The 19,726-nt window shown below is 39.7% G+C and carries 17 protein-coding genes; 7 read left to right on the top strand and 10 right to left on the bottom strand.

The window, feature by feature from the left end:
• Positions 1 to 24: 24 nt before the first annotated feature.
• Genes FJX03_02080 through FJX03_02100 form a run of 5 tightly spaced genes read right to left on the bottom strand, consistent with a single transcriptional unit; the run spans position 25 to position 6,960 of the window.
• The gene (locus tag FJX03_02080) at positions 25 to 2,241 is read right to left on the bottom strand and encodes a hypothetical protein (GenBank protein MBM3632483.1); all 2,217 of its coding nucleotides are present in this window, start codon (positions 2,239 to 2,241) and stop codon (positions 25 to 27) included.
• Positions 2,242 to 2,246: 5 nt separating this feature from the next.
• A complete protein-coding gene (locus tag FJX03_02085; protein MBM3632484.1) occupies positions 2,247 to 2,837 on the bottom strand; it encodes a hypothetical protein in 591 nt (196 codons plus the stop codon).
• A gap of 35 nt (positions 2,838 to 2,872) precedes the next feature.
• A complete protein-coding gene (gene ptsP, locus FJX03_02090) occupies positions 2,873 to 4,693 on the bottom strand; it encodes a phosphoenolpyruvate--protein phosphotransferase (GenBank protein ID MBM3632485.1) in 1,821 nt (606 codons plus the stop codon).
• Positions 4,677 to 5,765 carry a 2-nitropropane dioxygenase gene (locus tag FJX03_02095; protein MBM3632486.1) on the bottom strand — a complete coding sequence of 363 codons (1,089 nt, stop codon included), beginning with the start codon at positions 5,763 to 5,765 and terminating at the stop codon, positions 4,677 to 4,679. The genes ptsP and FJX03_02095 overlap by 17 nt, the downstream gene beginning before the upstream one ends.
• Positions 5,743 to 6,960 (bottom strand): aspartate kinase, encoded by a 1,218-nt coding sequence (locus tag FJX03_02100; GenBank protein ID MBM3632487.1) that lies wholly within the window; start codon positions 6,958 to 6,960, stop codon positions 5,743 to 5,745. Before FJX03_02100 ends, FJX03_02095 begins: the two co-directional genes overlap by 23 nt.
• A 91-nt stretch (positions 6,961 to 7,051) precedes the next feature.
• On the opposite strand from FJX03_02100, the gene ubiG reads away from it, so the two are divergent.
• On the top strand, positions 7,052 to 7,804 hold the full coding sequence (gene ubiG, locus FJX03_02105; GenBank protein ID MBM3632488.1) for a bifunctional 2-polyprenyl-6-hydroxyphenol methylase/3-demethylubiquinol 3-O-methyltransferase UbiG: 753 nt from the start codon (positions 7,052 to 7,054) through the stop codon (positions 7,802 to 7,804).
• A 16-nt stretch (positions 7,805 to 7,820) separates the two neighbouring features.
• Here the strand turns inward: ubiG and FJX03_02110 are convergent, their stop codons facing one another.
• The 4 genes from FJX03_02110 to FJX03_02125 all read right to left on the bottom strand — a co-directional run bounded on the left by FJX03_02110 (position 7,821) and on the right by FJX03_02125 (position 12,584).
• A complete protein-coding gene (locus FJX03_02110) occupies positions 7,821 to 8,723 on the bottom strand; it encodes a 3-deoxy-D-manno-oct-2-ulosonic acid (Kdo) hydroxylase (GenBank protein ID MBM3632489.1) in 903 nt (300 codons plus the stop codon).
• Between the two features lie 24 nt (positions 8,724 to 8,747).
• The gene (locus tag FJX03_02115; GenBank protein MBM3632490.1) at positions 8,748 to 10,376 is read right to left on the bottom strand and encodes an ABC-F family ATP-binding cassette domain-containing protein; all 1,629 of its coding nucleotides are present in this window, start codon (positions 10,374 to 10,376) and stop codon (positions 8,748 to 8,750) included.
• Positions 10,377 to 10,918: 542 nt separating this feature from the next.
• Positions 10,919 to 11,734, bottom strand: a complete 816-nt coding sequence (locus tag FJX03_02120; protein ID MBM3632491.1) for a helix-turn-helix transcriptional regulator — start codon at positions 11,732 to 11,734, stop codon at positions 10,919 to 10,921.
• A 91-nt stretch (positions 11,735 to 11,825) separates the two neighbouring features.
• Positions 11,826 to 12,584, bottom strand: coding sequence for a helix-turn-helix transcriptional regulator (locus FJX03_02125; protein ID MBM3632492.1), 759 nt, complete (start codon positions 12,582 to 12,584; stop codon positions 11,826 to 11,828).
• Positions 12,585 to 12,865: 281 nt separating this feature from the next.
• On the opposite strand from FJX03_02125, the gene crcB reads away from it, so the two are divergent.
• The gene (gene crcB, locus FJX03_02130; GenBank protein MBM3632493.1) at positions 12,866 to 13,267 is read left to right on the top strand and encodes a fluoride efflux transporter CrcB; all 402 of its coding nucleotides are present in this window, start codon (positions 12,866 to 12,868) and stop codon (positions 13,265 to 13,267) included.
• 401 nt (positions 13,268 to 13,668) lie between these two features.
• On the opposite strand, the gene FJX03_02135 is transcribed toward crcB, so the two are convergent.
• Positions 13,669 to 14,373: a hypothetical protein gene (locus FJX03_02135; GenBank protein ID MBM3632494.1), complete on the bottom strand. Its 705-nt coding sequence runs from the start codon at positions 14,371 to 14,373 to the stop codon at positions 13,669 to 13,671.
• 222 nt (positions 14,374 to 14,595) lie between these two features.
• On the opposite strand from FJX03_02135, the gene hemC reads away from it, so the two are divergent.
• From hemC to FJX03_02160, 5 genes are all read left to right on the top strand, one after another.
• Entirely contained in the window at positions 14,596 to 15,543 is a 948-nt protein-coding gene (gene hemC / locus FJX03_02140) for a hydroxymethylbilane synthase (protein MBM3632495.1), read from the top strand.
• Complete coding sequence (locus FJX03_02145) at positions 15,531 to 16,253, top strand: uroporphyrinogen-III synthase (protein MBM3632496.1); 723 nt, start codon at positions 15,531 to 15,533, stop codon at positions 16,251 to 16,253. Before hemC ends, FJX03_02145 begins: the two co-directional genes overlap by 13 nt.
• A 32-nt stretch (positions 16,254 to 16,285) precedes the next feature.
• The gene (locus tag FJX03_02150) at positions 16,286 to 17,137 is read left to right on the top strand and encodes a hypothetical protein (GenBank protein ID MBM3632497.1); all 852 of its coding nucleotides are present in this window, start codon (positions 16,286 to 16,288) and stop codon (positions 17,135 to 17,137) included.
• Entirely contained in the window at positions 17,134 to 18,477 is a 1,344-nt protein-coding gene (locus FJX03_02155) for a hypothetical protein (protein MBM3632498.1), read from the top strand. The genes FJX03_02150 and FJX03_02155 overlap by 4 nt, the downstream gene beginning before the upstream one ends.
• Positions 18,478 to 18,692: 215 nt before the next feature.
• A complete protein-coding gene (locus tag FJX03_02160; protein MBM3632499.1) occupies positions 18,693 to 19,724 on the top strand; it encodes a sensor domain-containing diguanylate cyclase in 1,032 nt (343 codons plus the stop codon).
• The last annotated feature ends 2 nt before the right edge of the window (positions 19,725 to 19,726 follow it).

Consider the following 19,726-nt stretch of genomic DNA (forward strand, 5'->3'; position numbering starts at 1 on the left):
CGTATTGCCTCATATGCCCGTATATTATTCATCAGAATCATTGCCTTGATTCTTAATGGGTGAGGGTATTATCTCTAAATTTAATTGAGCTTCAATATCTGCTTGAAACAACGGGTCGCGAAAATGTGGAACATCATTATTTAAAGGAAAACTGCCTTGGCTCATCCTAAAATATTTACGTGCAGCACTCCTTCCCAGAAGAACCATACTATTTCTATAGCTTTCCGGAGCAAACCAACTTGTACTTATACTTGATTTATAAGCGCTATAATCTGTACGAACTTGTTTCCTTAAACTTTCTAAAAGCAGTAATTTAAGGCGAAGAATTAAATCTTGAGATGAGAGTGAGAGACGGGAAGCTAGTTCATCAACACGACGACTAAATTCACAGTATTTTATTAAATCTTCTTTTTGCTGTCTCCAACTCCACTTGACAAGTTGTACTTCTAAATCTTGATCACTAAAAAAAACCGCTACATCAATTTTTATGAGAGATTCAAACTGAGGGTCTTCTACAAAAGCTAAATATCTTTGCGGTGTCTCAAATTTTTTAAAGGCATGTAAAGCCCAGGCGTTAAAAACACCAACTTTTGCAGGATTCAACAATGCTGGGTTTGGTAATGCCTCCCCCTCCACATCTTGATGGCTATCTATGACGTCAGCATTTTCAGGAACGGGCAAACCTCCCCACAATAAGTCATGCACTTGCTTCGTGATTTCGCAATACTCTTGATTCCTTTGTGTTACTCTTTTGGCAACGACATCAAATGAACTCGTTGATTCAACAAGACTACCGCGCAAAAGAATCCGCCTCAGCATATCGGTAAAGGTTGTTTTTAATTGTGCTAAATTCGGATGAAGAGCTTTAATGCTATTTTGAACATCCATCAAGAACGACGCCGTCAATTCTTTATGGTCATAATTAAGGGTCGCTATCGCTTGTCTTATCTTGTCAGCATAATTTTCAAGCGCTACATCGCGATTTTCTTTTAATTTAAGCGCAACATGATATTCCAATACGAATAATTGAGTTTGTAACCAACGAAGCTGCTCAAGAAATTTTTTGTAAGTATCTAATTTTCTAAGTTCTTGCTCACTCGAAAATTTTTTATTAGGAATATGCTGCCAATTCACCAAAATTTGTTTACCTAATAAAAAACGGCCTCTTGCAACAGCTTCCAAATATTTTACAGCTTTATCTGTTTCTGAGAGTATTTTAACTTCACGGTAATCGCTTAAATCTCGATACTCTTGGGTAATTCTGGCGCTTGCCTCTTCGGCAACTAGGGGAAAAGTGCGAGGTTGTTTGGCCCCAACTCCTTGTGCAAGATACGCACCTAAAGGATTGGCAATATACTCAAATGCTCTAAATATAAAACTGACATATAGGCGTTGGCGGCGAGTTTCATTATAAAATGCAGCTTGAAGCTCAATTATTAAAGACTGAATATTATATCGCTCAAGAGCGTTTTGGAATCCCCGATTCGGTCCCCCCGTCTCTTCCTGATAGACAAGAGTTTCATTTATGTCGTCGAGATAATGTAACAAATCCGTTAATTTCAAAAGACTTAAGGTGCGAATCATCCAAAATTTAAGTTCTTCTTCACTTCTTTTGAGGGCAATATCCATTGCACCTTGTATTTTGACTTTATCTACCATTGAGATTAGAGGAGCTTGTCTTAAAGCTTCTGTTCGAATCACATATCCTCTTAATCGATCAAATCCTAATCTAGCCAAATCAAAAGCTTGTAGTAAGGCCCCTAAATAGTTTTGAGCATTTAGTTTGCCCAAAAAGTCACCTTGTTCAATGTTAAATTGGCCCAACATCACTTTTCTTTGTGCAATTGCAAGGCCATATCCTTGAACGCATAACTTAATAAGTGTTCGATCAAGAGGAGTGACATTTTCGGCGTACCAAGTTGCCCCTTTTGCCTGTAGGTTTTCAATAAAACCCCGAATAGCGCCTTGCAAATAATTTGACAGAACTCCATCGCCTATTTTGTCATCTACTGCTAAAGGCCGCTCAAAAACACCTAAGGGAAAATCACCTTGTGAATGAGTTATAAGCGCGCTTTGATATCCGGGAAGATGTTGGAATGAACGATCAACTTCCCCATATAATTCGTCTCGCCTTTCTTGGGAGGTTAATGTTGACTGATAAGTAAGGGAGGGGTGCAGGCTTGAGTCGCCATATCCGTTTTCTAACAATTTCAAAAGTGTTAAAACAGCAAGACTTTCCATATCATCTACTTATCCTTTTTGTCAGGACTTTGAGGCGTTCGGGCAACAAACCCACCCGTTATTGTACCCACTTGTTCAAGAATTTTTGCCCCATAATAATAAGTAACAAAGTCCTTTAACGTATCCCTCGATGCCCGAAATAGCCCAAAGAATATTGAGCCTGTTTCATGATAAGCATAGTAAAGATTTGTCAAAAATCCACACACAGAACAAACGCTTATTCCCAAAAGCAATTTATTTGCTGTTATTTCTTGATAAAAAATAGTTTTTTTCCCTCCCAAGACAGCAGCAACATGATTTTTATATTCTTTAAATCTTTCTTCTAAGGCGTTTAACGCGTCATCATGATGTGTTTTTAAATTATTTATTTCGTTAGCATGTAAAGTTGCTAATTCTTTAACAGTTTGTTCGAACTGCTTACGTTCTTTAGCACGCGCTACATCAGATGCTTCAACTCGCTCTACAAGCTGGCCAACTCTTTTCATCATCTCTTCTAGTTGTGACGACTCAGAACCTTGGGCTCCCCATACGGGCACGATAAGCATACTTAAACTGATTACAGTGAATCCCTTTTTTAAGGCCTTAAACATATCCATTTAATCCTTCTTTCCTTCAACTTTTTTCCAAGAACTTAGTCGATAAATATATTATGATCTTTGGCAAAACAACTCAAATTTTCCCTTGGGTTGACAAGAGAAAAGCTACAAAGTTCAGCCATATAATTAGAAACCTCCTGATAGTTTAGGCTACGAATCATTTTTTTTACAAGAGGCACGGCCGGCGCAGACATGGAAAAATTGCGATAACCAAGACCAATTAAGGCCAATGCCTCTAGAGGACGACCCGCCATTTCACCACAAACGCTGAGAGGAATATTTGCTGATGCACACTGGTCTTGAATAGATTTTAATAGTCTTAAAAATGTAGGAGAAAGGACATCATATCGCTCGGATAATTTAAGATACTCGCGATCAATAGCATAGAAGAATTGGAAAAGATCATTGCTGCCTACGGATAAAAAATCAACATCAGAGAAAAGATGGGGCAGTTGATAAACAAGAGAAGGAACTTCAATCATCGCCCCCAGTCGAATTTTTTCAGGTACCGGATTTCCTTTTTTTCTTTCTCTTTCTATTTCATTTTCAAGAACCTCCCGAGCGGCCTTTACCTCACTAGCTTCTGCAACCATAGGCAACATGATGCTTAATTCTGTACCTTCGCATGCACGAATTAACGCCCGCACCTGATAACGCAATAAAATAGGCCTATCATAAGCCAAGCGCGTTGGTCCCTCCTCCTTAAGTGAATTGCCAGCTTTTAAACGCTCTAAATAAGGTAAAACTTTATCTCCTCCCACATCGAGAGTTCGGAAAGTTACCGGATAACGACCTGCTCTTTGGATAATTTCTTTATATAATGTAATTTGTTCATTTACAGTCGGTAGGTTAGGTCGCATCATAAAAGGAATTTCCGTGCGATATAAACCCACTCCTTCTGCGCCAGATTTATTTATATAATCAACATCTTCAACTAATCCAGCATTTAAAAAAAGCGAAAGGGTAATCCCATCCAACGTTTGGGCTGATAAATACGTTAAACTTTCCCAGTTGGGATCTTCTAAACTCTTTTTATGAGTCAATGATTCCCAATCAACACTGTTAATAATTTCGGTGGTGGGGCGAATATGTACACGACCTTCATTGCCATCGACAAGAATATAATCTCCCGAATTTATTTTATGAATTGACTTGTTCATTCCCCCGACAACAGGGATACCTAAAGAACGTGCTACAATTGCTACGTGGGAAGTTTGAGATTGTTCAACAAGAATGAGGCCCGCCAAGCGAGATCTATCATAATCTAATAATTCTGCAGGACCAATCCGGTCGGCAATAACAATAATTGCGGAATTATCCTTACTCGTTTTCGACACTTCTCGTGAGGGGCTTAAATGTCGTTTTAGACGGGTAGATAAATCTTCAAAATCACTGATCCGCTCTTGCCAAAGAGAGTTTTTTTTCTTGGTTTTTAACTTTTCACTAATGGATTGAAGTGTCTGATCTACAGCGTCAAGTGCGGATGTACCAGAGTTAACTTTATCGATCAATTGGCGGTGCCAGTGGGGATCTTTAGCGAGCATTAAATAGACATCTAATATGTCGCGAGAGGCTAAAGAAGGGGGAATATGATAAGTCTGAGTTGCTAAAGAGGCAAGGGCTTGTTGGTCTATAAGACTTTGAATTTCATCAGCTAAATTTGCCAATGCTTGATGTAATTGAGCTAATTCTTCTTGTGTTTTTGGTTGGGGTAAAGGTCGCCGATTTGTGGCTAGATGAGATTGAAAGCCCGGATGTAAAAAAGCATACCCAAGCCCAATTCCTGTATTGAGGGTAACCCCATCAACTTGAAAGCTGGTTTTCTTTTTCTTTTTAACCTTACTGTCTTTCACCATTTATGTGTTTAGCCTGGAAATCAGTGGTTGCTCCCTTAACTTCTTTGCTCTCACTTTTGCTTAGGATATAGGCATTAGCCTGAGTAATTAATTCTTGAATAATTTCACCGGTTGTTTGCTCTTGAGTAATCATACCTACACTTTGTCCCGCCATCAGGGAGCCATTTTCGACATCACCATCCACAACTGCTCGTCGCAATGATCCTGCCCAAAAACGTTCCACCTCCAATTGAGCTTGCTTCAAGTCCATTTCTCCTTCATCAACCCGACCGATCATTTCCTTTTGCTTTTCAAAAAAACGACGTGTGGCATCATTAGCTAAGGCCCGCACAGGAATGACTGGAAACCGGGGGTCTAACTGGACGGAAGACACAGCATCACGGGCATTTGCCCGAATAAATGCTTGTTTAAATCGTGCATGCGCTTGGGACTCGATTGCACAAACAAAACGAGTTCCCAATTGAACGCCAGAAGCTCCCAATTCAAGATAATTTACAATCGCTTCTCCACGCCCAATACCACCCGCAATAAAAATGGGAATCTCACGAATAAAGGGAAGAATTTCTTGAGCCAATACACTGGTAGAAACGGGACCCACATGTCCTCCGGCCTCATTCCCCTCAATGATAAGAGCATCAACACCCATCTTCACCAGCTTTCTCCCAAACCCTAAAGTGGGAGTAAAGCATAAAACTTTTCCGCCATAAGCTTTCACACTGGCAATAGCCGAAGCAGGCGGCAAGCCTCCCGCAAGAACAACGTGCGTCACTTGATTTTTAGCACACACTTCAACCAATCGGTCTAAATCAGGATGCATTGTAATCAGATTGACACCAAATGGGCGCTGAGTCAGCTTAACAGTCCCTTTAATTTCTTCATCCAACTGTTCAGGCGACATAGCCCCTGAAGCTACAACACCAAAGCCACCTTCATTCGAGATTGCTGACACCAAGTGGCGATCAGATACCCAAGTCATGGCCCCGCCTAAAATGGCATATTCTGTTCCAAGAAAAAAACATCCACGTTGCCATAATTGTTGTAAATTCAACTTAAAACTCCTTATCCAAACCATAGGCACTATGAAGGGCTCGCAATGCTTCTTCAGCCACTGACTCGTCTACTAATACACTGACTTTGATAGCAGAGCAAGAAATCACCTGAAGAGATATCTTCATATCAGCCAAAGTTTTAAACATCAAGCTTGCAATTCCCAGACGTTGTTGTAAGCCAACACCCACGACCGTAATCTTGGCAACATTTGGATCTAGGATCAAGTCATCATAGGATAAATGTTTCATTTGCTGCAAAGCATCTACAACTCGAGGTATTTCTCCCTTAAGAACAGTAAATGTTAAATCCGTATAATCATCTAAAGATACATTTTGAACAACCATATCGATATGAACGTTTGCTTCACTCAAAGTTTCAAAAATACTTGATACGGCCAAAGCTTCATTACGAACTTTTTTTAAGGTGAGTCGTGCTTCATCTCCCCGATGAGTAATACCGCTAACATGGGCCGAATCAGAAAGCATTTTTTCAGGGACAATTTCTGTTCCTCTTTCTTCGTGAAAACTCGACAACACACGAACGCGGACTTGATGGTTCATCGCTGTTTCAACGGATCTTGTCTGCAAAACTTTTGCGCCTTGAGCACTCAGCTCAAACATTTCCTCATAAGTAATTTCTTTTAACTTCTGGGCTTTAGGAACAATTCGAGGATCAGCCGTATAAACACCTGTAACATCTGTATAAATATCACACCGATCCGCCCTTAAGGCTGCAGCAATAGCAACAGCGGTAGTATCAGATCCTCCTCGACCCAAAGTCGTAAGACGCCCTTGAGATGTCAATCCCTGAAACCCTGCAATGACAGGAACAAAACCTTGTTCCCAACACTGTTCGAGACACGTGGGATCGATATCTTGAATGCGTGCATTACCATGATTTAAATCGGTAATAATAGGAATTTGCCACGCCAAAAGAGAGCGAGCCGGAATACCAATTTGTGCCAAGGCTAAAGCCAGCAGTCCACTCGTGACTTGCTCCCCAGCGGCAATAATAACATCATATTCTGCACTTTGAGCATGACCGACTAAGCTTGTCGCATATCCAACTAAACGATTTGTAACACCTGCCATAGCCGAAACAACAACAGCTACTTGATGGCCTGCGTCAATTTCACGTTTTATTTTTAAAGAGACATTTTCCAGGCGTCCAATATCCGCCACGGACGTTCCTCCAAATTTTTGAACAATACGTGCCATTTTCCTCGCGATATTTTTCGTGTAGTCTAGTAGGTTTAAGATAATAGAGATTTAGAATACTCTTAACCCTTCAAGGACAGACAATCAAGAGATGACTCAGTATACCTCCCCATATTCTTCCATAGATGCTTCAGAAATTCAACGGTTTAGCAAAATTTCATCCAAATGGTGGGAAGAAAATGGCCCCTTTAAACCTTTACATCAACTGAACCCAACACGTATCCAATATATTCGAGACTGTCTCACCACTCATTTTCACGTCGACGCTAAAATGAGTAAACCATTAAAGGGGCTTACCATTCTTGATATTGGCTGTGGGGGAGGCCTTGTGGCTGAACCTTTAACAAGATTAGGCGCCACAGTAACAGGGATTGATGCCAGCGAAGAAGCCATTCATGTGGCAACAGCTCATGCAGCATTGATGGAGTTACCCATTACCTATATATGTACTTCTGCTGAAGAGCTCCTCCATCAAAAGAAAACCTTTGATGGTGTCTTAGCCCTTGAAATTGTGGAACATGTCGCGGACGTATCTGGATTTTTATCTACATGCACTAAGCTGCTTTCTCCAAAAGGAGCTCTCATTTTATCTACTTTAAATCGCACTTGGAAAGCCTATGCTTTGGCTATCATCGGTGCCGAATACATTTTGCGAATGCTGCCCAAAGGTACGCATGACTGGCAGAAGTTCCTAAGCCCAGCTGAACTTGCGGCTTTATTGCGCCCCCTCGATTTTTCTTTTGTAAATTTACAAGGATTATCTTACGGCCCGCTAACCGGCCGTTGGAATTTGTCTAAAGATCTAGACGTAAATTATTTGGGATATGCAAAAAGAGGACTATAAAAATGTATAATATATCTTATGTTTTTATGAGACTATCCCACTTATTCGAAACCAAGGATTTGCCCGCCATTTTCTCTAAAATTCGCAAAGGAGCTTGATCCGGCTGTTGCATAGCTTCCACAGGGAGATAAAAAGTCTGCTCTAAAATAAATTGCCCCGATAATGCCGCATGAGAAACTTTGTCGGTCATGACAATCCAACTACTCCCACTAGGAAAAGAAAATTCCTGCGCTGAGATAGTTTGTTGATAAGCAATATCACCCTTCATCGTATCGTGTATTTGGAGCATGAAGTGATCATATAGCGAGCGAATTCCTTTTGTTATACCTAGCTTTTGTAAAATTCGAGGATTTATCCATTGCTTATGTCGAATTTGCGGCAAGAATCTAGCGGCAACATTTTCAAAAGGTTCACCCAACTTCCAAATACGAGGATGAAGAGGATGAATATTTGAAAAAACACGTAATAAACGAAGTCCTTGGACAGGTCTAGACGCAAAAGAGTCCACATGGATTCGTGTATCGTCTTTTCGATAGGATGCCACTTTACGTCCCTCAATCGCCATAGGTCGAAAGCTGGTTCGCCCCCAACGAAGCGATTCTTGATAAAAGGGAAAAAAAGATTCAATTAGTTTGCGGGCTTGATGAGCGAACCGGGTCATCATCTCCTGAAGCTGAACAAACTCAAAATTCTCGCATTGACTGCCCCGTAAAATAGATGTTTGCATATCCAAACTAATATTTTTTGATTTGGGATCTGCGCAATCAGCCGTTAAAAATTTTTTCTCAAAAGGCAATAAGTCAAATTTTAAATGAGGGAGAAAAATCACGTCTCCTCTTTCAATATCTGCAAGAATTTTTTGTTGAATATTTGTCGTAGGTGCAGCATCCCAGGAATTACTCTCCAGTTTCACAATCATTTCAACCTCCGTTATTTATTTTTATCACCCTTTTAAGATATTTGGAAATCCACTCCGTTCAGCAACTTCTTCATAATCCTTTAATTTTCCTTCAAATAAGGCACTTTGGGTTGCATTTGCAACAACAAAAATATGGGTTGCCACTGTGTCAATAAATGAACGATCATGGCTTACAAACAAAATTGTCCCTTTAAAATCCGCTAATGTTGAAGCCAAAATATCAGCGCTGGCCATATCTAAGTGGTTTGTTGGTTCATCAAGAATCAGGAAGTTGGCTTGTTTCGCAAGTAAGCAACATAAACTGACGCGATTCTTTTCACCTCCTGACAGAACACTCACTTTTTTAAATACATCGTCCTTCTGCAGTAGGAATTGGCCAAGTAAACTGCGCACATTTTGCTCGGTAAGTTCTCTGTTGGCTTCTGTCACACTTTCCAATGCCGTTGCATTGGGTTTCAAACCATCCAAGTGATTTTGAGCGTGATACCCAAGCATCACATTATGACCAAATTCCAGTACACCATCAAGAAGCGGGAGACTGTTTGCTAAAGTTTTTACTAAAGTAGATTTTCCCACACCATTCGCACCAATAATAGCAATGCGTTGACCTCTTTGAATGGATAAGCTTAAATTCCGCGCAATGGGGGACGCATATCCAACGGTTGCTTTTTGCAATTTAAGAACATCTTTGCCACTTGCTGCAGCAATTTTTAAACTTGCTGAAATAACTCTCTGGGCTTTGGGAAGATTCAACGCATTTTCGACTTCTCGCAATTTCTCAATTTGTTTGACACGACTTTGGGCTTGCGCAGCTTTAGCAGCCGAGGCGCCAAATCGATCAACGAATTTCTGAAGATGAGCTTGCTTTTGCTGCAATCCTTTAGCTTGTGCCTCTGTTTGCAAACTTGCCAATTCATATTGAGTTAAAAATTGATCATAGTTGCCAACATAAGGCGTTAATGAGCCATGGGCCAAATGAAGAGTAATGGACGATAGCCGATTCAATAAAGCTCTATCGTGAGATACAAATAAAAGTGTCCCCTCAAAGCTTTGCAAAAAGCTCTCTAGCCAAACCAAACTTGGCAAGTCTAAGTGGTTCGTTGGTTCATCGAGAATCAAGAAATTCGGGTTGTTTACGAGAATTTTGGCAAGTTCAAGGCGCATACGCCATCCCCCGGAAAGCTCAAGAGGAGATTGGTCAAATTGTTCGAGGGAAAAACCCAAACCGACTAAATATTTTTTTGCATCAGATTCAACTTCATAACCCTTTAAGGCTTGAAATTCCGCCTCAGCTTTATCATAGGCTTCGTAAAGTTCATCTGTATAGGATGCTTCCATTTCTGCCAGATATCTATCGCGCACCAATCCAACAGCTTTAACGCGGACAGCTCCTTCAAGGCACTCAGCCAAAACCGTAGATGCTGGATAAGAGCTAGGTTCCTGAGGCAAATATCCCAAAACCAAACCTTTAGGTCTAATGATCGTTCCTTCATCCGCCTCGTCTAAGCCACATAAAATATTCAATAATGTTGACTTGCCTGCACCATTATCACCTACCAGGGCAATATGCTCTCCTTGGGGAAAATGATATGAGACATCATCAAGGACAGATTTGCCGCCCAAACGTTTTACAAGATTTTGAATATAAATCATAATACAATTCCTGAAAGAACACTCTTTGCTCTTAGAGTAAAGCCTAGCAAAGAGGGAGTTATTCAATTTTAGTGGGTATACCGAAATAATCGATTATTTAGGCACACGGTGTTTTTCAGCCGTGTGCGAGCCTATCTTGCGATGACATAAACTCGGCGGAACATCATATATTTCCTACTTTCACACAATTACATTACCTTTTATGTGGGTTTCTTTTAAAATTTGTCAAGAGGAGGCAGAAATTTTGGCATAAATAGTACCTTAACAATTTAATAAAATTAAGAGGTTTTAGGGTTTTAAAAAATTGGTCGCGGATTGCAGGCTCCGCGTAGCCTCTAGATTTACTTTTTTCTACATCCATTTCGTCTTAACATTTTGAATTTAAGATATAGAATTCAGTTTTTCTGATTGCTAAAACTTATTGTTACTTCCCTTCATCCTACTCAAAATTAGGGGTAGAAATAAGTTTTCAACACAATAAGCACTATGGGGTGAATTGGAAAAAAATGCTGTCAGTCTTAAATCCTACAATGAAAAGATAATTAAACAACAATTTCCGGAATTTCATTCATTCCCAGTGTTAAATTAACCTGACCTTTAGACTCAAAAAGAAACGTAATATCTCGAGGATAATAGCCCGTTTTACGCTTAACGTTCGAAAGATATTTTTCCACTGTTTTATGTGAGACAGATAATATTCTTCCAATTTCTTTATAAGATTTTCCTTTTAAAAATAATTGTAATGAAAAAAATTCTAGAGCTGTCAAATATGTTTCGCCAGAGATTCCTTTTGTTAAATATTGGCCCTTAAGCCCTCCCAAACATATTTCTTGAGGATTGTGAAAGTTTTGATGAGATGGTATCAACAGGGGGTGTTCAATAACTTGCTTGATAATATTTTTTCCAACCCGCACGAAATGATCTGAAAACGTCTCGAAACCCGACAAACAACTTATATAAGAAGAGGCTGTTAAGGGAGCCGTATTGGAATCTGCAAAACCAAACATTTCGAAATAATCATGATAGCGTCTCACAAGGGAAAAGCCACTTCCTAATCCGTGTTTTTGAGCTAATGCGATAACCTCTTTTGGATATTTATCATTCCACCAATATGAATAAGTTTGCAAAGATTTATACTCTTCGCCAAATCCAAGACTAATAGGCAGTCCCTTTTCTAACAAATCTAGAAAGAAGTCCCCATGAGAGAAGAGGGCGCTAACAGAACCATCTAGAGATCCTCTAAGATAAATAAAATATTTAATCCCGGTATTGAAAAACAGATCTTTGACAATGAATTTCACTTGATCCGTAAATGAGCGTGAAAAAGAAATATTTTCAAAGAATGGATTTGTAGACATTAAGAACCTTTCAACAAATCTATGACTCTCAGCAGTCAGAATAAAAGCTCCCTATTATTCGACTTTATAGTCCTGGTTTGTAACCTTAATATCAGGCTGCCGCCATTTTGAATGACTTTACAAAAAGCTCATCAAATGTCAGACCTGTTCGTCTCTTGAGCCGGGCAAGATGTGTTTCTACCGTTCGAGGAGACATTGAAAGATTTGATCCAATATCCTTATACGATTTACCCTCTCGTAGTAATTGCATACATAAAAGTTCATAAGTGGTAATATAATCTTTGTACCCAGACCCAAGATCAATTCTCCCCGACCGCTCCGGTAAATAGAGTAATTCTGGTCGAATTGTTAGATTAATCACAGGAACAATATAACGCTCCCTTTCCATTTGCTTAATAAGGTGCTCTGCCATTTTTGGAAATTTTTCCATAAAAATTTTAAGATCATTAAAATTCTTTAAATGCCAAGAAACGGGAGAAGGATGGAATTCAGACATGGCCAAGGCATAGCAATCATAGTAATCTTTGTGACGATCAAAAATGGATACTCCATGATGGAGATAGTGTTTATCTCGCGTTAAAAAAATAAGGTCTTGGGGTAAAAATTCATCCCAGAAATAAACCAATATTTTTTGAAGAGAAATGGGATCCTTATAGGGAACTACCCTTTTTGTATTTTCTATAAAATCGAGTAAAAATGATGAATTGTTTGATAATATAATGGAAGAACCATCTTTAAAATTTCTGCGAAAATGAAAGTAAGAATAACCGAGGTTTAAAATAAAAGGTTCAGCAATTTTTCTGACTTCTTCGTCATATTTGAAAAATGTATATAAATTTTCGCAAAGCATTAATACGACCTAACTTTATTCTTATTTTTGAATCTTGATCAAAGGAAGTGTGACTGTCCACATAGCCAAGCATTATCAATTATATTTTATACAAATTCTCCTCAACCTTAGACTTAGCATAGGCTCAATTTAAGATTGTAAGGCATTTACCCTACGGCTTCAAATCTTCCGTAGTTATAACAACTGACAACTAAAATGCCTACCTTGAACAACACCCATTGACGCCCCTATAAAATTTTTGTGATCCTTGAGAAGAAATCAATATTGTTCTTAAGGTTATCATGATCACGACTTACGTCGCCATTGGAATTGGGGGAGCTCTGGGAACCATGTCTAGATATAGCTTGGGAAGGGCCTTACCAAGGAATATATTGACTCACTTCCCTTTACAAATTTTTCTCGTCAATGCATTGGGGTGTTTTTTAATGGGAATTATCATTGAATATATGGCTCTAAAATGGTCACCTTCTTTTGCAGTCAAATCTTTTATAACAACTGGTTTTCTAGGTGGATTTACTACATTTTCAGCTTTTACTCTTGAATTTGCTTTGTTGATTGATAAAGATCTTCCCTACCAAGCAATCATTTATGCTGTTTCAAGTGTAATGGTAAACATCCTTTGTTTTTTTGTAGGTATTCGCCTAGTACGTTTCATCTTTTCTTTAAATTTGCCGATACCCTAATAAATTTTTATAAAAAAAGGAGCAGATCCTTATAGCAAATTTAAATTAAAATAAAATATATATTCGACCTATGACTTTCAGCTACCAAGATGGTAATAAATACTATGCGATTGAATAAGATCGACGAAAATAAATTAGAACAAATAAAACCAATTCCTCTATTAAAAATATTGACTACAAACCTGGCGAAAAAGCCAATGCCCTCATACGCCTAACTATCGAGGCGCTTAAAGCTAAATTGTGGGCTGTTAAACTTACTCACAGTTCTCATTAAAAGTTGTGAGCGATTGTTAGTTTGCCTGTCCCCGCCAAACCAATTAAATACAATACAATAGGTGGGTAGTTTTTTATGTCCATTATATTCCTCCAAGACAAAGCGAGCGAGGCGGATAAAAGAGGATTTATCCCCCTTCTCCTTCGCTAGCTTTTAGCATTTTCTCAGCTTCATCTAAGGAAGATTTGACGGAAGTAGAAACAGAATTTTTTGGTTTGAAGTCCTCAATGGGTTGGGGTACATCTGAGAGTGCTTCTTCACTCCCCATGGTCACTTCTTCTGTTTCTGGATCTGCTTGCTTTAAGGGATCTGCACATTGTTTTGTCGTTGAATCTGGACATATCAAATGACAATTATTGGCCACTTGTTCATCCAAACAATGTTTTTTTGTACAAGCGGCTTTGCAAAATTTTTTCAATTTATCAAGTGACGCACATATTTTGCCCGAAGGTAAGTGGAACCATTTTTTATGGAACTCTTCCCCTTGACGAAATCCTTCTAATAACTTTGCTCGCTTTCTTTTGGCTTTTTCTTCTTTAGCAATTTCCGCCTTAGTTTTCTTTTTTTTACTATCGCTCGGAGACTGCAGTTGAGAACGAACGGGGGGAGCCTCATCTTCATCGGAAGTCATTTCCTCGTCGTCATCTAAATCGGGATCATCTTCACCCATTATTGGATTTTCTTTTTTCTTTAGGGGTGGTTTGGATGAAGGTTTTGCCTGTAGCTTAACCGCAGTAGCAGGAATTAATTTATTAACTTTTGCTCTTTGCGTTATATATTGGACCTGGTCAGTTTGTGCCGTACACTCTATTGCGCCCAATAAAAAAGACACGAGTGTCAGCACCATAAAACTTAGTCGTATTTTCGAGGCCTGCATATAAATAGTCCCATTCCTCATCAAAACTCAATTAGCCATAATAATAACGAAATTATATCCTTATCAAAAGAATAAACGAGAAAACGTGGGATATCAATCTCGGAAAATAGGCTCTTCTCTTGCAGCATTCCATCACATTCAGTATATATCGAGATACAATCACAAGAGGAAAATATAATGAACTCATCTCTTCTTACTCCTCTTCGCATTGGCACGCGAGGCAGTCCTCTTGCCCTCACACAAGCAAATATTGTTTTGAATTTATTAAAAGAGGTGCATCCAACAGATCCCGCTATTCAAAATGCTGTTTTAATTACTGTGACCACAACAGGAGATCGCATCCGAGACCGACCCCTTTCTGAAATTGGGGGTAAAGGATTGTTTTCTAAAGAACTTGAGCTATCCTTACAGGCCAATGAAATTGATTGTGTCGTTCATAGTTTAAAAGATATGGAAACAGTTCAATCCAGTGATTTGACATTGTGTGCATTTTTAAATAGAGAAGATGCCCGAGATATTTTGCTTAGCCCCAGAGCCTCTTGCTTAAAAACTCTCGCTCCCGGGAGCATCGTTGGCACATGTGCACCCCGCCGCGTTGCTCAAATATTACACCATCGACCCGATCTTCACTGCATTCCTCTGCGTGGCAACGTCGACACACGTATCCGCAAACTTCATGAGGGAGGAATGGATGCAATTATACTTGCCTTAGCTGGCTTGAAGCTTTTAGGGCGCGAAGATGAAGCCACATATATTTTTTCCGAACAAGAAATTCTCCCCGCAATCGGTCAGGGCGTCTTAACCCTTCAATGTCGGAAAAATGACACAGTTACGAAAAACTATCTAATGCCCCTCAATCATAAAGGTACTGAGCGTTGCGTGACTGCTGAACGCGCACTACTTTTCAGCCTGGGCGGGAATTGTCATACCCCTATCGGGGGTCATGCCACCATTCAAAAAGATGGTCACATTCGCTTAGATGCTCTCATTGCATCCCATTGTGGAACAACTGTATATAGGACAATCCAAATTGGTGAGGACGCCAATGATCTCGGCCAATCAACCGCCAAAATTTTGAAAGACATGGGTGGGCCTAGCTTTTGGAGTGATTTATGCATATCTTAATCACCCGACCCCAAGAAAGTTCTTCTGCTCTTCAAGACAAACTTCAACGCCTCGGTCATCACGTCATAAACGACCCGTTGATTCATATTGTCCCGCGAAACCCAAAAATCATCTTCGAATCTCTCCCCCCATCTTTTGAGGCGATTGTCACCACATCTCAACAGGCGATAATTTGTTTGTCAAAAATAATAGAACGTCGCGACTTTCCCCTTTGGTGTGTCGGAATTGAGTCCGCTAAAGTTGCCCAAGATTTAGGATTTCAAAATATCCACTGGGCTGAAGGTTCCGCTCAAAATTTATTGACTCAATTGCTAATAAGCATCACACCGAATTCTCCTCATCCCATAATTCACTTATCTGGCGATGTGATTCGCTTAGATATTGCAAAGTCTCTACAAGAACAAGGGGTACAAGCCCAAAGAATTATTGTTTATTCAACACAAGAGGCAACAGCTTTCAGCACGGAAACGAAAAATGCCTTGGAGACATCGATTCTAGATGCTGTGCTTTTCTATTCGCCCCGTACAGCACATATTTTTCAAAATTTGTGTCAAGCGAGTCAACTTGAAAAGTTCTGTCACTCCATTAAAGCCGTATGTTTAAGTGATGCCATTAAAACGGTAATTGGCAAATTACCTTGGCAAAATATTCAAGTTGCAAAAAAAACAACAACAGACGATTTACTAATTGCGCTGATGATGGCAGACTAACGATGATTTTAGAATAACTTGTGGAGGTTTTTATGAAAGAAAAAGGCCAACCCCCGATCAAAAAAGATGCAAGCGCTGCAGAGAGTACACCGTCCACATTGCGTCATCGTGGTTTTCATCGGTATTTGATCTCCTTTTGCATTATTCTGGCGACAGGTATTTTAGGCATGGCTATTTTCCTTCTTCCCGCCTCTGTCATGTCCAATAAGCCTAATATTCATGATTTTGCCCTTTTAAAGAATCAAACAGAAATACTTAATAATCGCGTTGATTCTTTAGAAGCAAAGAGTAAAGAACCCCTTTCCCCATCCTTAGAATCTGAGCGTCTTAAAGACTTTGACACGCGACTCTCATCTCTAACACAACAATTAGAGACGTTCAAAAACCAGCCAAAAGTTGAGGTAACAGCTCAAGAAATAGAACGAACGAAAAATCTTGATAAAGATATCCAACGCCTTGGTGAAAGTCAAAAAATCCTGAAGTCACATCTATTGTTTTGGCGATTGCGAACACAAATTTTATCAGGCGCCCCTTATACTTCTGAACTCAGTGATTTTAAAACCACGACACAAGAAATTAAAGACCTATCAATCCTTGAAAAATACGCCAATAAAGGGCTGCATGGTCTTAAAGAAGGTGAAAAGACCTCACAAACATTCCTTGAAAATACCAAAGGGTCCTGGTGGAGTCGGTTCAAAGCCATGGGAACTTCTTTTATTCGAATTGAGAAGATTGACGAAACCGAATCCTTAACCCCTGAACCTTTCTCAGGACATCATGATATTGAAAACGCTCTCAATGAGATTGATCAAACATTGACCCACAAACTTAAAAATCTATCCTTATCCTCCTCTTCGACACCCCATTCTGGAGATCAGCTATGATGGTTCATTTCTTACGCGGATTTATATTTTTTCTTAAGTTGAGCATTCTTGTTATTCTCGGCGTGCTGCTCGCTCAGAATCCTGGAGAAGCAGATCTCACATGGTTTGGTTATCGAATTGACATGAGTATGGGAATAATGCTTGCCGGAACATTATTTGGCGTTGCAACTCTCCTTCTCCTTATAGGAGCTTGGCGCGCTTTGTGGCGACTTCCTATCCTATGGGCAGAGCGCCAGAGGAACCGCCGAATTCGTAAAGGGCAAAGCGCATTATTCGAAGGACTGAGTGCTATTGCTGCCGGAGAATTTCTTGAGGCACGACGTCTTGCAAAACGAGCGTTAACCTTAAATTCCCAACAACCCCTCGCTCTTCTTCTTTCCGCACAAAGCGCATATATGTCGGGAAAATTTGAAGAATCAAATGCTCATTTTGTGCAAATGAGCAAGAATCCTGAAACAGCTTTTTTGGGATTGCGTGGCCTCATTCTACAAGCTCATCACACCAATAATTGGGAGCAAATGCGACAATTGCTTCAAGAAGCTATGACAATGCGACCAAAGTCTCCCTGGGTTCTCCAACAACTCCTAGAACTTGATCTTCGTTTGGGCGCATTTGATAAAGCCAGTATGATTGTTGAACAAATGCAACTACGTCACATTATTACAAAACCAGAAAGTCGTCGTCGACATGCTTTGATTCATTGGATGAAAGCAGAAGCGGCAGAAATAGCGGGAGATGAAGGGCTATTCCTTCAAACTGCTGCCAGTGCCCACTATGAAGCGCCAGAAATTTCAACAATCGCTGTGGGGTTAGCAAAACACTATCATAAGATTGGCAAAACATCTAAAGCGCAAAAAATTCTTATGGGTGGCTACGCTCATTGTCCTCATCCTAGCTTTGCCGAACAATTATCTATTATAAATTCGGACATGAATTCTCTTGATCAATATCGGGAAATTGAAAAGCTTGTTGAAGGGGCACCTAATCATCCAGAATCTCTATATATTCTTGCAAAAGCCTCTCTGGCTGCTAAATTATGGGGACAATGTCGACATTATCTAACTCTCTTAAAAGGAATTCAATATACCCAACGTGTCTGCAACCTTATGGCACTAGTTGAAGAAGCTGAACATCCTCATCAAGCCAATCACGCTAAAGAGTGGTTGGAAAAAGCGTCGTCTGCACCTTCTGATCCCATGTGGATATGCAACAGTTGCCAAATTACTTTACCCATTTGGCATCCCGTTTGTCCGTCTTGTGAAGCGTTTGATCAGGTAAGTTGGCAGACTCCCGGTCTTTCATCTACGAATCCCAAAGAAACAACACCTTTATTAGGATAGTTTTGTGCCGTCACTAAAAAAATTCTAATTTTCTGATGAGAAATTTATTTAAAAAGACAAAAATTCATTTTCCCTCTTTCTCTAAGATTTTATATGGATTATACAAAATAGGTATAAGTTCAAATTTTGGGATAAGTCTTTTAAAACCTACATGGTTTTTTAAGAGAATTGTGTAAGAGAGTTTGCACGAAAAGGGCTTTTAAAGGGAATAGCTTATGCTCGCACCGAATCTTCCTATTGACTCGTCCCACCCTCATCATGACCTATGCTCATTTGATATTTTTCAAGGCCCTCTGAAAGAAAATTTTGAAAGGATCACGCGCCTAGCAAAAAATTTATTTGACGTGCCCATCGCAACCGTAAGTTTTATAGATGAAAATTCTAAACAGTTTAAGACCCTTTTTACAGAAGATCTTATTAACCCCTCATATGGAATCTCCTTTTTCGAACATGTAGTGAATCAAGACGAAATTTTCGCGGTCCCCGAAACATTTTTAGATGAACGTTTCTGCAATAATCCTATTGTTTTGGGAAACCCCAACGTCAGATTTTACGCAGGTTGCCCCATTCAATTGAATCATCAAAAATTAGGAACAATTTCTATAGTTGACAATAAACCACGCTATTTTGCACCTGAGCAATTGACATGGTTACGAGATGTTGCCGCCCTGGTTGAAACAGAAATTCAAAACTTTGCAATGAGTACAGACAAAGGCAAGCTCACTTTAGACCTGGATCAAGCCCGCATGGCATCCATGGTTGACCCGTTAACAAGCTTGTGGAATCGTCAAGGTATTTACAATATTTTAAAATATCGAATGGATGACTACCTGTTAAATGGCGTGAGTTTTGCGTTAGCCATCCTCGATATTGATAATTTTAAAAGTATCAATGACACTTACGGGCATGATGTGGGTGACCATACCCTTCAAGCCATTGCGCAAAGTCTCATAAAGGGTTGTCGGGAAAAAGATGCAGTCGGAAGATGGGGAGGAGAGGAATTTCTTCTCTTGATTAATGAACCTAAGTTAAAGAATATCATGGAAATAGCCCAGCGTATTCGAGCTAACCTAGCATCATATCAAATTATACTCCCGAATTCTCAATCTCAAAATGTGACAGCCACCATTGGTTTAACGAGTATTTCTGCCGGGACACGCCCAACACTAGAATATCTCATTGGCAAAGCTGATCAAGCTTTATATCAAGGAAAGCGCAGTGGCCGAAACCAGATAGTAGTTGTCTAAAA

It is taken from the genome of Alphaproteobacteria bacterium (assembly GCA_016870095.1).
GTDB lineage: Bacteria > Pseudomonadota > Alphaproteobacteria > Paracaedibacterales > VGCI01 > VGCI01.